8 protein-coding genes are annotated in these 16,854 nt (G+C 48.9%); 6 read left to right on the forward strand and 2 right to left on the reverse strand.

Going from position 1 to position 16,854, the window contains the following annotated elements:
* Positions 1-42: 42 nt before the first annotated feature.
* From dnaE to ACJJJB_RS03670, 4 genes are all read left to right on the forward strand, one after another.
* A complete protein-coding gene (gene dnaE / locus ACJJJB_RS03655) occupies positions 43-3,561 on the forward strand; it encodes a DNA polymerase III subunit alpha (protein ID WP_445365759.1) in 3,519 nt (1,172 codons plus the stop codon).
* A gap of 93 nt (positions 3,562-3,654) precedes the next feature.
* On the forward strand, positions 3,655-4,611 hold the full coding sequence (locus ACJJJB_RS03660; RefSeq protein WP_020411720.1) for an acetyl-CoA carboxylase carboxyltransferase subunit alpha: 957 nt from the start codon (positions 3,655-3,657) through the stop codon (positions 4,609-4,611).
* A gap of 352 nt (positions 4,612-4,963) precedes the next feature.
* Entirely contained in the window at positions 4,964-6,295 is a 1,332-nt protein-coding gene (locus ACJJJB_RS03665) for a sugar MFS transporter (RefSeq protein WP_445365760.1), read from the forward strand.
* A 390-nt stretch (positions 6,296-6,685) separates the two neighbouring features.
* Positions 6,686-9,679, forward strand: a complete 2,994-nt coding sequence (locus ACJJJB_RS03670; RefSeq protein ID WP_445365761.1) for a di-heme oxidoredictase family protein — start codon at positions 6,686-6,688, stop codon at positions 9,677-9,679.
* Positions 9,680-10,017: 338 nt separating this feature from the next.
* Here ACJJJB_RS03670 and ACJJJB_RS03675 read toward each other — a convergent pair whose 3' ends face one another.
* Positions 10,018-10,866, reverse strand: coding sequence for a LytR/AlgR family response regulator transcription factor (locus tag ACJJJB_RS03675; RefSeq protein ID WP_020411722.1), 849 nt, complete (start codon positions 10,864-10,866; stop codon positions 10,018-10,020).
* The gene (locus ACJJJB_RS03680) at positions 10,863-12,035 is read right to left on the reverse strand and encodes a sensor histidine kinase (protein WP_020411723.1); all 1,173 of its coding nucleotides are present in this window, start codon (positions 12,033-12,035) and stop codon (positions 10,863-10,865) included. Before ACJJJB_RS03680 ends, ACJJJB_RS03675 begins: the two co-directional genes overlap by 4 nt.
* A gap of 441 nt (positions 12,036-12,476) precedes the next feature.
* On the opposite strand from ACJJJB_RS03680, the gene ACJJJB_RS03685 reads away from it, so the two are divergent.
* Positions 12,477-13,808, forward strand: a complete 1,332-nt coding sequence (locus ACJJJB_RS03685; RefSeq protein WP_353374962.1) for a sugar MFS transporter — start codon at positions 12,477-12,479, stop codon at positions 13,806-13,808.
* A gap of 320 nt (positions 13,809-14,128) precedes the next feature.
* Positions 14,129-16,711 (forward strand): glycoside hydrolase family 3 protein, encoded by a 2,583-nt coding sequence (locus ACJJJB_RS03690; RefSeq protein ID WP_444945421.1) that lies wholly within the window; start codon positions 14,129-14,131, stop codon positions 16,709-16,711.
* Positions 16,712-16,854: the final 143 nt, after the last annotated feature.

Consider the following 16,854-nt stretch of genomic DNA (forward strand, 5'->3'; position numbering starts at 1 on the left):
TGCGGGGGCCTAGCTCCGCAGGGCCTGGAATCAAACGCGAATATGACCCAACCTTTTGTCCATTTAAGAATCCACTCTGAATTCTCTCTGATTGATGGCCTGGTACGTATTAAGCCGGCAGTTGCACGAGCGCAGGAGCTCGAAATGCCTGCCCTGGCTCTTACCGATCAGTGCAATCTGTATGGCCAGATAAAATTCTACCGGGCCTGCCTCGGGTCCGGCATTAAACCTATAACTGCTGCAGATTTCTGGCTCAGTGAGGGCGGCGAGGGTAAGCCTACGCTGATCACCCTCTATGCCATGAACGGCGATGGCTATCGCAATATCACTGAACTGATTTCCCGCGCCTGGATGGAAGGGCAGTACCACGGCAATGCCTATATCAAACGTGAATGGGTGAAAGAGTACAGCGAAGGGGTGCTCATGTTGTCCGGGGCCAAGTACGGCGATGTGGGCCGCGCCCTGGTTGCCGGACGCCGTGCTCAGGCTGAGGAACTGGCCAGTGAATGGGCGGAACTATTCCCTGGTCGCTATTACCTGGAGCTGCAGCGCACTGGTCGCGCCGGGGATGAAGATTACCTGCACGCTGCAGTGGAATTGGCCCGGGCCCTGAATTTACCTGTGGTTGCCACTAACGACGTGCGCTTTATGGAAGAGAGTGAGTTTGAGGCCCATGAAGTGCGTGTATGCATCCATGAAGGCCGTGCTCTTGATGATCCACGCCGTGAGCGCCGTTATTCCGCCGAGCAGTATTTCCGCACATCGGAAGAAATGTGGGAGCTGTTCAGCGATATTCCCGAAGCTTTGCAAAATACTGTAGAGATCGCTAAACGCTGTTCCGCACCGATTCAGCTGGGTAAGTACTTCCTGCCTGAGTACCCGATTCCCGAGGGTATGACTGAAGACCAGTTCTTTGAGAAGGTGTCCTATGAGGGGATGGAGCGGCGACTGGAGAAGATCCTGGATAAGACCGCTGCCGATTACGCCCAGCGGCGCCAAGTGTATGAGGATCGCCTGCGTTTTGAACTGGATATCATCATCCAGATGGGATTCCCCGGCTATTTCCTGATCGTGATGGACTTTATCCAGTGGGCCAAGGACCACGATATCCCGGTGGGGCCGGGGCGTGGTTCCGGTGCAGGCTCCCTGGTGGCCTACTCTCTGGATATTACCGATCTTGACCCGCTGCAATACGATCTGCTGTTTGAGCGATTCCTCAATCCGGAACGGGTTTCGATGCCCGACTTCGATATCGACTTCTGTATGGAGAAGCGCGACCGGGTTATTGGTTATGTAGCGGATAACTACGGCCGCCAGGCGGTGAGCCAGATTATTACTTTCGGCACCATGGCTGCAAAGGCAGTGGTGCGTGATGTGGCGCGGGTGCAGGGCAAGTCCTACGGCCTAGCCGACAAGCTGTCTAAGATGATCCCCCCCGATGTGGGTATGACATTGCAGAAGGCCTACGATCAGGAGGATGTACTCAGGGAGTTCCTGGAAAGTGACGATGAGGGCCAGGAAATCTGGGAGATGGCCCTGCAGCTGGAAGGGGTTTCGCGCAATGTGGGCAAGCACGCCGGTGGTGTGGTTATCGCCCCCACCAAGCTCACTGATTTTGCTCCGCTTTATTGTGATGAGACCGGCGCTGGCCTGGTAACCCAGTTCGATAAAAACGATGTGGAAGATGCCGGCCTGGTGAAGTTCGACTTCCTCGGCCTGCGGACACTGACCATTATCGACTGGGCCAAGCGCATGGTGGATGAGACGCGCGCGCGCGAGGGGTTGGAACCTCTGGATATCGCCGCGCTGCCGCTGGACGATGATGAAACCTTCAAGATGCTCAAGCGGGCAGAAACTACAGCGGTGTTCCAGTTGGAATCCCGGGGTATGAAGGATCTGATCAAGCGCCTACAGCCGGACAACCTGGAAGATATGATCGCCCTGGTGGCCCTGTTCCGTCCGGGTCCGCTGCAATCGGGCATGGTGGACGACTTTATTAACCGGAAGCACGGTCGCGCCCAGGTGGCCTACCCGGATGCCAAATACCAGCATGAAAAGTTAAAGCCGATCCTGGAGCCCACATACGGGGTAATCGTTTACCAGGAACAGGTCATGCAGATCGCCCAGGAGTTGGCGGGGTATACCCTTGGTGGCGCTGACCTGCTGCGCCGGGCAATGGGTAAAAAGAAACCGGAGGAAATGGCCAAACAGAGGGCCACTTTTGAAAATGGGGCAAAAGAGCAAGGAATTGACCCCGAACTTGCGATTAAGATCTTCGACCTGGTAGAGAAGTTCGCGGGTTACGGTTTTAACAAGTCTCACTCGGCAGCTTACGCCTTGGTGTCTTATCAGACTGCCTGGCTGAAAGCGCACTACCCAGCCCAGTTTATGGCTGCGACCATGTCTTCGGATATGGATAAGACCGATAAGGTGGTGACCTTTATCGAAGAGTGCCGTGCCATGGAGCTGGTGTTGGTGCCGCCCGATGTGAACCTGGGTAGCTTCCAGTTCTCGGTGGATATCGACAACCGAATTATCTACGGTCTTGGTGCCATTAAAGGGCTTGGAGAGGGGCCTATCGAGAATATTATCGCGGCGCGGGAGGAGGGTGGGCCCTTTAGTGATCTGTTCGACTTCTGCTCGCGGGTTGATCCTCGCAAGGTAAACAAGCGTGCTCTGGAGGCGTTGGTTCGCTCTGGTGCTCTAGACAGTATTGGGCCGGATACCGGCGGCAATGATGGTCTGGATTATTCTCGTGCGGTGCTGTTTAACGCCCTGGACGAGGCAGTGAAGGCTGCTGAACAGCAAAAGGCCAATGCCAATGCAGGCATGATGGACCTTTTTGGTGAAGTGGTACCCCAGGCATCCGATGGTGATGTTTACGAAGATTTTCGTCGCACCCGTTGCTGGAGTATTCGTGAGCGCCTGGAGGGTGAAAAAAATACTCTGGGACTTTACCTGACGGGCCACCCTATTGATGAGTACGCTGATGAGCTGCAGCACTTGGTTAAGGCGCGCATTGCCGACCTGAAGCCGGGGCGCGAATCGCAAAAAGTGGCGGGGTTGGTTGTCGCTTTGCGAGTGATGAAGACCAAGCGTGGCGACTCCATGGCAATTGTCACCCTGGACGACCGCAGTGGTCGTATTGAGGCGGCTATGTTCAGCGAGGCTTTTGGTGAGCATCGGGAAAAGTTAGCCAAGGATGCGCTGCTGGTGTTGGACGGGCCTGTGGCGAATGATGATTACAGTGGCGGTCTGAAAATGACGGTCAATGGAGTGTCAACTCTGGATGAATTGCGCCAGAGCAGCGTGAGTGGTTTGCGTTTACAGGTTGTCAGTGGCACTGCGACGCCGGGTTTGGCAAAACGATTGGCCTCCTGCTTGCAGCCTTATACCGGTGGTAAATGCAGGGTCAGCCTGGAAGTCGTGCGTCACGATGCGCGAGGTCTCTACCGCCTTCCACCCGAGTGGAATGTTGAGCCGAATGACCAGATGGTTCAGTCCCTGCGAGAGTTGTTGGGAAGAGAGCAGGTGGCGCTTCAATACGCTGAAAGGCGTTAAAGTCCACCGGACTCGACTGGTCGGTTCTGTACAGTTAAGCTATGCCGCTGTGAATGCCCGGTGGCGTTGGAAAGAGTTAAAGGCGCAGATTTCATGAATTTCAACTTTCTCGAGTTTGAGCAGCCAATTGCAGAGCTGGAAAGCAAAATTAAAGAGTTGCAGCTGGTCGGTGACGACAACGAACTGAATATTGCCGAAGAGGTTACCCGGCTGAGGGAAAAAAGCAGAAACCTGACTGAGTCTATCTACTCTGAGCTCACCCCCTGGCAGGTTGTGCAGGTAGCGCGTCACCCACAGCGTCCCTATTCCAAGGACTATATAGAACGCTTATTTACCGACTGGGATGAGCTGCATGGCGATCGCCACTTTGGCGACGATAAGGCAATTATTGCCGGTATCGCCCGCCTAAACGGCAAACCGGTGGCGGTGATTGGGGAAGAGAAAGGCCGCTCCGTCAATGAAAAAGTTGCGCGCAATTTTGGTATGCCGAAACCAGAGGGTTACCGCAAGGCTCTGCGTATCATGGAAATGGCCGAGCGCTTCAAAATGCCGGTGCTCACCCTGATTGATACCCCGGGAGCTTACCCCGGTATTGATAGTGAAGAGCGCGGTATTAGTGAAGCCATCGCCCAGAATTTAGCTGTGATGTCCCGTTTGCGCACGCCGATTATTTGTACCGTGATTGGTGAAGGCTCTTCAGGTGGTGCATTGGCTATTGGCGTGGGAGACCAGCTCAATATGCTGCAATACTCCACTTACTTTGTGATCTCCCCGGAGGGCTGCGCCAATATTATCTGGAAAACGGTGGAAAAAGCCCCGTTAGCTGCTGAGGCTATGGGGGTGACCTCCAGTGTGCTGGAAGAGCTGGGTATCGTAGATGAAACAATTCCCGAGCCCCTCGGTGGTGCACACCGCGACCCCGATGCCATGGCTTTGAGTCTGAGAGAGCGTCTCGGTGAACAGCTGGATCAGCTGAGCAGTATTCCAATTGATGAATTGTTGGAGAAACGTTATCAGCGCCTGATGAGCTACGGTAATATCGTTTCCTAACCCCTTAAGAAAAGAGTTTTGTGGCCGGCGTCTTACTGGAGAATCGAGGGCCGGCTACAGACCTTCCCCTTCTTTTTTTCCTCAGTTAATGACCCTTAGCTAGCTTCTCAGCTTGCAACTGGGCGTTGTCTTTTGACTGTTTCCCAAGACATTAAGCCGCTGGTTTTGTCTTCCTCCAAACGATCTGCTCCTTAACTTGCTGGTTTCAATTGCTTTTGAGCGCTTTTCTTAAGCAGCTGGGTATGGCTAGCGGAATAGTTACCTGCGTGTCCACATTGCCCCTGTTTTAACCCCCCTTATCGAAAAGACCTGCGGAGTTGATGTAGCTCCATGTTAGAAAGCTGGAAGAATAATGAGTGGTTTGATTGGCAATGATCTCCAGCTATGGGTGGGCGATATTGCTGAGGTCTGTGGAACAATAATTATGGCAATTTTGCAGAGTAATACAGCAACGGATACCGAGCAGTTGCAAGCTGGTGAAAAACCTGGAAATAGTTTTGCGTTGGTGGCTTTAACCTCCCTGTTTTTTTTGTGGGGGTTTATTACCTGTTTGAATGATATTCTGATTCCCTACCTCAAAGAAATATTTAGTCTGAGTTATACCCAGGCAATGTTAGTGCAGTTCTGTTTCTTTGGGGCCTATTTCCTGGTTTCCTTACCTGCTGGTTTTTTACTTTCTCGTATCGGTTACCAAAAAGGGATAGTAACTGGGTTAGCTGTTTCGGTAATTGGATGTCTAATATTTATTCCCGCTGGGCGTATGGAAACCTATGCGCTATTTCTGGGGGCGCTTTTTATTTTGGCCTCTGGTATTACCATTTTGCAGGTGTCGGCAAACCCTTATGTCGCTGTGCTAGGTAAAGAGAGTACTGCTGCCAGTCGTTTAACAATGACCCAGGCATTTAATTCTTTGGGAACAACTGTGGCTCCACAATTTGGGGCGCTGTTAATTCTTCCCGCTGCAGGTGTTGCTGCTGGTGCCGTCGGCGCCACTTCCGTAGAAATCCCCTATTTGATATTGGCCGTGGCCCTGGCATTGTTGGCAATTGTATTTGGATACCTGAAACTACCTAATATCGTCAGTGCCAACAGGCTGCCCGAACCTGAAGAGATTACCGGGTCGGCTTGGAACCATCGCCACTTGGTACTTGGTGCTGTAGCCATATTTCTTTACGTGGGTGCAGAGGTATCCATTGGTAGCTTTCTGGTGAATTTTATAGCGGAGGACTCTATTGCCGGGTTGGAAGAGTCCGAAGCCGCATTTTATATTTCCCTTTATTGGGGCGGTGCAATGGTGGGACGTTTTGCTGGTGCGCTGGTAATGCACTATATATCTGCCGGAAAAGTGCTGGCTATCTGTTCTATTGGCTCTTGTTTACTTCTAATGATCACGATTACCGGCAGTGGGCATCTCGCAATGTATGCTGTGTTGGCGGTTGGTTTGTGTAACTCCATTATGTTCCCGACAATATTTAGCCTGGCCCTGGCGAAACTGGGCACGGCTACCAGTCAAGGGTCTGGTATTTTATGTCAGGCGATAGTTGGCGGGGCTGTTGTGCCATTGTTGCAAGGAGTACTTGCCGATCAAGTGGGTGTGCAGCTTGCGTTTGTCCTACCGATTTTTTGTTATCTGTATATCCTTTACTACGGTGTGATCGGACACCAGCCAAATAAGTGCGCTTAAGTTGTTTTTATACTCTCAACTGAGCTCGTTTTGCCGGCATTTTATGTCGGCTTTTTTCTGTTCCTAAGAAAAATATTAGGCTTAGGGTTGATTTAGATAAGCGAGCTTAAGCTCCTTGATAAGGTAGGTTTAATGATGTCTATCCGCATGCATTGATTGGTGGGATTTATCTTTATGCGACATTGATTTTTTATTGAACTCTTGTGCCTACCTTGACACTAAGCTGGATTAAATTTTTGAGTGAAGCTTCTGGATAAATATTTTGGTTCCGTGTGGCCGCTTTCTTTCGTGAGAGCTTTGTGAAAAATTTCCTGTTTTTTGATTTTTCGTAGGTTGAAGTTCCAATATAAGAGTAAGTCAAGAGTAATTAACCGGGAAGGAAAGATAATTATGAATATCTATGATGCTCGGAAGGCTAGAGTGCAATACCTTTCAACCAAACTGTTTTTCAAGTACTTAAACCAATTGCGCAAGCCGGTTAAGGTGGGTGTCATTTTTTGTGCTGTGTTTTTTCTCGCTGCTAACCATGCCGTGGGTTTGCAGGCGATACAAAATGGAATTGGCGGTATTCAATTTACAGATGAGGGCTCAGCTGAATTTTTTGTTAATGTCGGTAGCTGGGCCGATGTGCATTACCAAGTAAATGGTGGTGTGCAACAAAATGTACGGATGCAACAATCCGGTAACCGCCAAACACTCTTTCTGGATGATTTACATCTGGGTGCCACGGTGAGGTACAGCTTCACCTACTTTGATCAAGAGTGTAACTGTGCTATCGATAGTGATTTACGAGATTATGTTCATGGCGATGGCGATGGCGATGAAACTGATGGGCAAAATAGTGATACAGGTATACAAGCCCAAGATGTCAACAGTGCGCGGTTTTTTGTAAATGGCCAGGGCTGGGCCGATGTGCACTATACACTCAATGGCGCTGGTCAATTAAATCACCGTATGACCCAGGCGGGAGGCATAAATAAATTTGATATTACCGGCCTCTCAAATGGTGATGTTGTCCGCTATCGTTTCACCTACTGGGATGTAGATTGTAATTGTGCCAAAGTTACTGAGTGGGCAATTTATACTCACAACGGTGACGGTGACGGTGACGGTGACGGTGACGGTGACGGCGTAGTTGATAGTGTCGATCTCTGCCCTAATACGCCACAGGAAACATCTGTAGATATCCACGGCTGTCCGCTGGCGGTTGATGTAGCTGAAGTCAGCATAATGAATGGCTTCCTGGTTGGGGGTAGAGGCAGTGAATTTCCCGGCTATGCGCTCTACTTTTTTGATGGCGATTTAGGGTCACCAAATAGTAATTGTAGTATTGAGTGCTCTGATAGCTGGCCTCCATTGTTAGTAAATGATGCGGCAGCTTCAGGTATTTCTGGCCTAGACGTTATTGTACGTGATGATGGTAGTCAACAGGCTGCTTACAATGGCCGTCCTTTATATTTCTTTTCTGGTGATTCCCAACAGGGTGATCAAAATGGTCATGGTGTAGGTGGAACTTGGTGGCTTGCAGAGTTGTTTGATCGCAGTGACATTGTTCCCCTGTTTAACGGTGATACCCCCCTTGAACCTGATACGGTTATCGAAACGGGAGATGCGATCATTACTCGTTTTGCTGATAGAGCCCGGGATAGACATGCCAGGGAAGATCAATTCCAGGCTTATGACCATTACCTTACTTTTTATTGGGAGCACCGCACAGCGCAAGTTGAGATTATCGACCGGGTTGCAAAGGGTGGTAATGATATTACCATCAACGTGATCACAGAGTGGGAGTTGGGCCAACCCGAGTTCCGCGCTTTTTATCGGGGAATCAATACCGTTGCTGAGTACTACCACAATGTCTTTTTAGACCGCGATCCTGAGGATGTAACCCGGTATAGCACAACGATCCATTTTAACAGTAAAGAAGGTCGCCCCCTTCAAGCTGGCGATCGTATGGAAATGGAGGTGAGTCAGTTTTTACTTAATCCACCCAATGGCCGGGCCAATTATTATGGATCTACCGTGCTTTATATTGTGGGACAAGGAGGGTTGGTGCCTTGGGAAGCAAAGGGCACCTTTGGTGACCCCGCCACAGAACGAGAGGATTCCTATCCTATCCCTACTAAGGGGTGGTTGGGAGGGGGCACTACTCTCCCCTATCAATATTCAGGTGAAGCAGATAACCATTTTATGCAAATGGCTTCGAATCTTGCTCCGCAAAACGGTCAAATCTTTGTGCGGGGTCGTCGAATTCATCACAGCGATTTTGGTGATGGATCCCACAATGAGAGTAGTGAAAATCCTGGGCTTATTGAGGTTGCCAATAAATTAGGCCCTCAATATATAAACCGATCCTGCGTTAGCTGTCATGAAAAAAATGGCCGGGCCCCATCTGCAACTACCGGCTCTGATCTATCCCAGTATGTAGTCAAAGTGGGTTCTGTTAGCGGAGAAGCGGATCCACTTTTAGGTCATGTATTACAGCCTAAAAATATCAATGGTAGCCCGGAGGCCACAGTTACTCTCACCGCGTGGGTGGAAAATAACGGCTTACGCCGCCCAGTCTACAAGTTTAGTGGAAATAGCCCTGCGTATTATTCCGTCCGTATTGCTCCACAATTAGTAGGCATGGGTCTATTGGAAGCAATTCCTGAAAGCGCTATCGTGGCCCAAGCGGATCCAGACGATAGTAATGGCGATGGTATTAGTGGTCGTTTGCAGGTTGTCAGTGACCCGCAGAGTGGGGAGCAGCGAATTGGTCGTTTTGGCTGGAAAGCGGCTCAAGCCAGTGTTGCTTCGCAAGTTGCCGCAGCTCTCAATACCGATATGGGAGTAATGACTTCGATATTTCCGCTACCTGATTGCGGTAGCGCCCAATCAGGCTGTGGCGCTGTTGGTAGTGAATTAAATGAACAGAATCTTAGTGACTTAGTCGACTATGTATCACTATTGGGCGTTAGTGCACGCCGAAACCTGAACAACAATACTGTGCTGAAAGGTGAAGAGTTGTTTACTAATGCTGGCTGTAGCAGTTGCCATACGCCTACCGTGGTTACCAGCGCTTATCATCCAAAGGCGGAACTTCGTAACCAAATAATTCACCCTTATACGGATTTATTGCTCCATGATATGGGTCCAGAGTTAGCAGATAATCTTCCGGAGGGGGTAGCTTCAGGTTCTGAGTGGCGAACCCCTCCACTTTGGGGGATTGGGCTGGGAGTCGATGTTAGTGGAGATGAGAGTTATCTTCATGATGGTCGTGCCCGCACCCTTGACGAGGCAATTTTGTGGCACGGGGGAGAGGGGAATAATTCGAGACAAGCTTATGAGCGAATGTCGGCGGATGAGAAGAATGCGTTAATTATGTTCTTGCAATCACTCTAATAAAAATAGCCCCTCTCAAGTAAGAGAGGGGCTATTTTTAGAATATTTCCGGCCCCTATGCTGCTTACCAAGTACTAGAGAGTGCTAGCTTACTGTAGTAAGGGAAACCCATATGAATTTGATAATCCTTATATGGCAGTTAACATTGACACCTGGAATGTAAGTTTTTCGAATGATTCGTTTTATAGGTGCGTGTAATCGGAAGTGCTGGAAAGTTGACTATATGTGAAAAAGAAATTATTTGTCGTAAAGATATTTCGATTTTATTAACAGATAGAAATACCAGCTAATCCCTGTCGGTATTTCTCGGACTCGAATTATCTTTTGTCAAAAGAATACTAGGAAGCTTGGGGGGCGGCTAAATTTTTGTGCCGATTGGACTCCAGGAACTCTTTGATTGGCAAGCGATAGTTTCTGCTAACCTTTACTTTCGCGCCACTGGTCAAGGTGAGAAAATATTCTCCTTTGGTAAGAACCTTAATGTGCTCAATAAAGTTAAGGTTTACCAGTGTGGAGCGGTGAATACGTTTGAAGTTCTTAGGACACAATTTTTTCTGTAAGTCTTTAATAGTGCTACGCATAACATGTGTCTCTCCTTTTACATGTACGCACATATAATCCCCGGCGGCATCAATCCACTCAATATCCTGCTGGCTCACCATAGTGATACTACCGCGGTCTTTGATGGCCAACCGGTTGGAAGCGTTTTGAGGCAGAGTAGCCCCTCTGTGGGCGTTACCCTGGTTTACAGTATCGTCAATGGAGCGCATCAGCCGGTTTTTCTCTGTCTGATGGCTATGTTTAGTAGAGGTATTCACCAGTTGTAGACGTTGCCGAGCCCGTTCCAGGGCTGTGCGGAGACGCTTACCATCTAACGGCTTGAGTATATAATCTACTGCGTGGACTTCGAAGGCTTTGAGAGCGTATTGATCAAAAGCAGTGGCGAATATAATTTGGGGCATAATGTCTCCCTGCAGGTTATAAACTACATCGAAGCCATTCATTCCCGGCATTTGCACATCCAGCACCAGCAAGTCGGGAGTGTGATCGGATACTGCTTGCAGCGCTTCTCTGCCATTTCGGCAGCAGGCAACAATTTTTATATCGGAAAACTCCTCAAGCATGCTTTTTAACAGCCGGAGGGCCAGGGGTTCATCATCCACTAGCACGACGGTGTAATTATTCATAGGGCTTCTCCCTGTGTCTGGTTTATGGGGGAGGTGGAAATTTCCAGCGGGATATCAATATGCACCATCATCCCGCAACCGGTCTTTTGGAACTGCTTTATTTGGAAGTCTTGTGGATAGAGGCTGGAGAGTCTCTCGCGCACGTTCTTTAATCCAACGCCGGTAGAGGTTGTGTGGCCGTTCTGCTGCTCTGGAGAATCATTCGAGCAGCCTGAATCATTGACTTTCAGTACTAGGCGGTTACCCGACCGGTGGGCGCGAATTGCTATAGTTCCACCTTTTTCATTGGGGGCAATAGCGTATTTAACTGAGTTTTCGACCAAAGGCTGCAGTAGCATACTGGGAACCCGGGCTTTGCGGACTTCTTCATCAATAGCGATATCTACACTGAGCCGATCGACAAACCGGGTCTTCTCAATTTCCAGGTAGAGTAGAACGGCTTCAATTTCCCTTTCTAATTCTACTTTTTGCATTGGCCCTTCTTTTAGGGATAGGCGCAGGAAGTCGCTTAGCCGGATTACCATCTCCCGGGCTTCGTCGGCTTGCTGAAAGCGAATTAAGGCATTAATGGAGTTCAGGGTGTTAAAAAGGAAGTGAGGGTTCAATTGATAACGTAGCATCGTCAGTTGGGCTTCGTTGGCAATAGCTTCCGCCCGGAGTCTACGCAGCTGCTCGCGTTCGTTGACTGCAGCTACATCAAGCATTTTCCTGTGCTCATCCTGCAGGAGCATATAGTATTTCACTCCACAGTACAGGGCGCTCCAGAATAAAAACACAAAGAGTGAGGCGTAATACCAACCCCCGAATTCGGACCAGATAGAATGCTCACCGCTCAGTCGGATATAAGCCTCCATTCGTACCAGTGTCCATATGCCTGAAATTACTGCTACAGCGAGCAGGTAGATGACGGTTCGTACCGCGAGCTCCGAGTCCCAAGCTATATCAAAAATGGGCCTGAGAAATAGCGACAATACAAAAGCAACTGCGCATTGGAACACGGTGTTTGCTGGTTCAAATTTCGGCCATTCAGAAGGGGAGTGCCATAGTGTGAGTGAGAGAAATGTAACCAGCAGGATGCCGGCCCAGCTGACCAACTGTAACTTCCAAAACCAGCGAGTCGACTGAACATCAGCGTTAAGTTCTATAGTTTGACGGGGGGAGTACTGCATGATGTCCCGTTTATTTAGTATTGTGAAAATGACGGGATAGGCGCTGATTATTGCGCTTATTATTATCCAATAGATACTACCTTGGCTTGGCGGGCCCCGCCATAGCTGGTGAGCGCCAGCTTTCCGGCTTACCTTTTAATTGGTCCTACTTGTCGCTTTTTGGGGTGATTAGTCAAGTAACTTTCGGCAATCTGGGTCCATAAGGCAAATATACGTGTTGAATGATATTTTTACTGGTTAATACCCTAAGCCCGTTAACCATTTTTAATGGTGATGCGATATTTTAGATTGGAATCAAGGACAAAAGAAGAAAGTCGATGACTGGAATAGGCCATTCTGCTGCATTAATTTTCCTTGTTTATCCTTAAGCGACTAAAAAGGGTTTAGGATAAACAGTTTCATTGCCGATATATAAAGAAGAGATTTGGGGATTGGTTTCTAATGAGCCAGATGTTGCCCGGGTCGAGGCTTCCCTCGAACGATATGGCTGTAAATGGTATTGGTGCTTCGGAACAATCTGCCGTGGCTCCAGGTCCTTTCAATTTGGCCGCCTTGACTTCACTGTTTTTACTTTGGGGCTTTATCACTGGTCTAAATGATGTACTGGTGCCCCACTTCAAAAATGTTTTTGAGCTGAGCTATACCCGCGCAGTACTGGTTCAATTTTATTTTTTTGCTGCCTATTTCCTGGTATCCGTTCCAGCAGGCCTACTATTACGGCGAGTAGGTTACCAGTTAGGGTTAGTACTGGGCTTGTTAGTAGCTTGCGCGGGTTGCCTGATATTTATTCCTGCTGCGCGCCTCCAGATCTATGAAGTTTTCCTGCTGGGATTATTTGTGCTGGCTTCAGGCATTACAGTACTTCAGGTGTCGGCAAATCCCTATGTTATTGCCCTCGGACACAGTAGCACGGCACCCAGTCGATTAAACCTTACCCAGGCATTCAACTCTTTGGGTACCACGTTGGCACCTATAGTTGGCGGAGCTGTTTTTTTTACCGCTTTTTCCATCACTTCTGATCCGGATACAGCGGTTACTCTGTCTGACTTCCGTGCGCGGGAGGCAGCCCTGGTAGAGAAGCCATATTTTTGGCTGGCAGTTATCTTGTTGCTGCTTGTGGCTTTCTTTTCCTGGATACGCCTGCCCGTTATTCCAGGGCATCAATTAGCTCCCGGGGCTGAGGCTAATAAAAGTGATGTTTTCTCTATATGGCGCTTTCCGAGATTGACGTTGGGTGCGGTGGCGATTTTTGCCTATGTTGGAGCTGAGGTGGCTATAGGCAGTTTCCTGGTCAGTTTTTTTGGCGAGCCCTCAGTTGCGGAAATGCGTCCCTTAGAGGCTGCACACTTTGTCTCCTATTACTGGGGAGGTGCCATGTTAGGTCGTTTTGCCGGCGCTTTGTTATTGCGATATATACCCGCGAACAAAATGCTTGCAGTCTGTGGGTTAGGGTCGGTTGTTCTGATTGTAGCGGCAATGCTTTTCTCCGGGCTGGTGGCAGTTTGGGCGATTGTTGCTGTAGGTCTGTGTAACTCCATTATGTTTCCAACCATTTTTAGCCTCGCTCTTCGTGGTTTAGGTAGGCATACCAGCCAGGGCAGTGGTGTGTTGTGTATGGCCATTGTCGGAGGAGCGATGATTCCGCTTATGCAGGGTGTTCTGGCTGATAATGCTGGTATTCAACTTTCATTTTTAGTGCCGATGTTGTGCTATTGCTACATCGTTTACTACGGTGCTTTTTCTCCAACTTTACGCGGCGCGGCAGTGGAATAGGGTATGTCTATATTTCCACTTTGTCCGTATTTTGAACCAGTCCATCGGATTTCTATTGGCGCTTCAGGTCAAGTATTGCACTTTGGTTGAATTCATCCTTTTCAGGCGGTTTCTGGTTAGAGTGGGTTGTTAAAAGTTGTCAGATATTTACCTGTTTGTATTTTGGACATTCTGTAATTATCCAGAGCCGATAAATTTATAAAAGTAATAAAATTAGCCTGTTTCCAATTTTCTAAAATTGAGCTTGAAGCCCGCAATACCAGTGGGTAGCTGGAAAATAGTAGCTGGTTAACAAGATAGGAAAAACTTGGGAGTTATCTGTGAAATTTAGTAAAAATTTTTCACTGGGTATTGTGCTCTGTGCGTCAGTATTTGCTGGTTGCCAACAGCAGAATAATGAGAGCCAGGCAAGAAAAGGTGAATCCCTGGTAAGTGATGGCGGTGGCAATCTCGAGAACTGGCCTGTACTTGCACCAGCGTTCATACGTGATGAAAAACTGGAAGCGCGTATTAATGAAATAATGTCTCGCATGTCTCTGGAGGAAAAAGTAGGCCAGTTAATTCAGGCGGAAATTCGCCATGTAACCCCAGAAGATGTGAAGAACTATCACTTGGGCTCGGTACTCAATGGTGGCGGTGCTTTCCCGAACAATGACAAGTTTGCTACTCCCCAGGATTGGCTGGCACTCTCGGATGCTTTCTTTGAGGCGTCTATGGACACCTCCGATGGCGGTGTCGCTATTCCTCTGATTTGGGGTTCCGATGCGGTTCACGGTCACAATAATGTAATTGGCGCTACCCTGTTTCCTCACAATATTGGCTTAGGTGCTGCCCGGGATCCAGATTTGATCGAGCGTATCGGTCGTGCGACAGCTCGCGAGGTCGCTGTTACTGGAATTGACTGGACCTTTGCACCAACAGTTGCAGTTGTTCGCGATGATCGCTGGGGACGAACTTACGAAAGCTACTCTGAAGATCCTGTGCTAGTTGCCGATTATGCGAAAGCTATGGTTAATGGGCTACAAGGAATAAAAAGCAGCGTGGGTTTTTTGCGCGGTGAGAACCTGGTAGCCACTGCCAAGCACTTTGTCGGTGATGGTGGTACTACCCGAGGAATAGACCGGGGTGATAATGCGGTACCCGAGCGTGAACTGGCTGAGGTGCACGCGGCTGGTTACCTGACGGCGCTCCCCGCGGGTGTGCAGACTGTGATGGCTTCTTTTAACAGTTGGAATGGTGAGAAGTTGCATGGCCACAAGTATCTGCTGACAGATGTCCTGAAAGGGCGTTTGGGCTTTGATGGCTTTGTTGTAGGCGACTGGAATGGCCACAGCTTTGTGCCAGGTTGTACCTTGGAGAGCTGTGCCGCAGCAATTAATGCCGGTCTGGATATGTTTATGGTTCCGGCAGACTGGAAAGCGCTCTACAAGAATACGCTTACTCAAGCCAAGAGCGGTGAAATTCAGCCTGAGCGTCTAGAAGATGCGGTGCGTCGTATCTTGCGAGTGAAGCTTCGCGCAGGCCTATTTGAGCGTAACATGCCGTTGGCTGGTAAAGGTGGCATTTTAGGAAATAATGAGCATCGCGCGATTGCCCGGGAGGCGGTGCGCAAATCTCTGGTGTTGTTAAAAAACAATGAACAGCTACTGCCGTTGGCTGCCAACCAGAATGTGCTCGTGGTGGGAGACGGGGCGGACAACCTTTCCAAGCAAAGTGGTGGTTGGACTATCTCCTGGCAGGGAACTGGAAATACCCGAGCTGATTTTCCCGGTGCAACCTCGATTTATGAAGGGATTGCTTTGGCAGTAAAAACGGCTGGTGGTGAAGCTATCCTGAGTGTGGATGGATCTTTCGGGGCTGATACCTTTGCAAATGGCAAGCCACCTGGAGTAGCGATCGTCGTTTATGGTGAGGATCCCTATGCAGAGTGGCACGGAGATATCACCAATATTGAATACCAGCGCGGCGGTAAAAAAGATTTGGTACTACTGAAAAAACTTCGTGAGCAAGAAGTGTCGATAGTCAGTGTTTTCTTGTCTGGACGTCCACTATGGGTGAATAAGGAGCTAAATGCGTCAGATGCCTTTGTAGCGGCGTGGTTGCCGGGCTCAGAGGGCGCGGGTGTAGCAGATGTATTGTTCAGGGGAGAAAATGGTGAGGTGCGCTATGACTTTACTGGCAAACTACCTTTTAGCTGGCCTGTGTATATTAACCAAGCCGTTCTCAATCCTTACCAGGAACACTATGAGCCACTTTTCTCGTTGGGTTATGGTTTAACAGCTAAAGAGGAGTCTCTGGTGAGTAATGAATTGCCTGAAGTCAGTGAAAATTTTGCTGGGGGAGTCCTTGAAGATGCCTGGTTAATGGTTTCCCGTCCCAGGGCTCCCTGGGTATTGAATATCGTTGAAAGGGATTCCAAGACAGTTCCAGTCACGGGTAATTACACAGCTAGTGACGATGATGAAAATGTCGTTGTTACCTCAATTGATATGTCCTCTCAGGAGGATGCCCGTCTGATCAAGTGGAAAGGTTTACGTCCTGGAGCCGTAGAGTTGTCTGCAGAATATATGCAGAACCTGAATATTTACCTGGAGGAAAAATCTGCTCTTAGCCTAAATATCCGGGTTGACCGGGAGGTGGAAAAGCCGGTATTTGCCGGGATGACTTGTGGTGAGGGCTGTATTGCCAAGGTACCTTTACATTCTGCCTTGAAAACCATGCCTCTGAAAGACTGGACTCGTATCTCTGTGGACCTGCGGTGTTTTGCTAATGCGGGCGCTGACTTTGGAAAAATTTTCAGTGTTTTCCGCTTGGAAAGTGAAGGCGCTATGGAAATTGCGGTGGCCAATGTGAAATTGATTCCAGAAGCGGCAAAAACTGCAACTGTTCAGTGTAAAAGTTAATAGCGAGATATTTGAGGGGGTCAAGTAGGTTCAATAAAATGGACTGGTTCAGGCCAAATCTGAACTACTACAAATAAAAGCTTGATTCCCTTTAGAGATTTTGAAAGCCCGCATTCAACTCTGAGGTGCATCACCCTCTAGGC

Source organism: Microbulbifer variabilis, assembly GCF_052468405.1.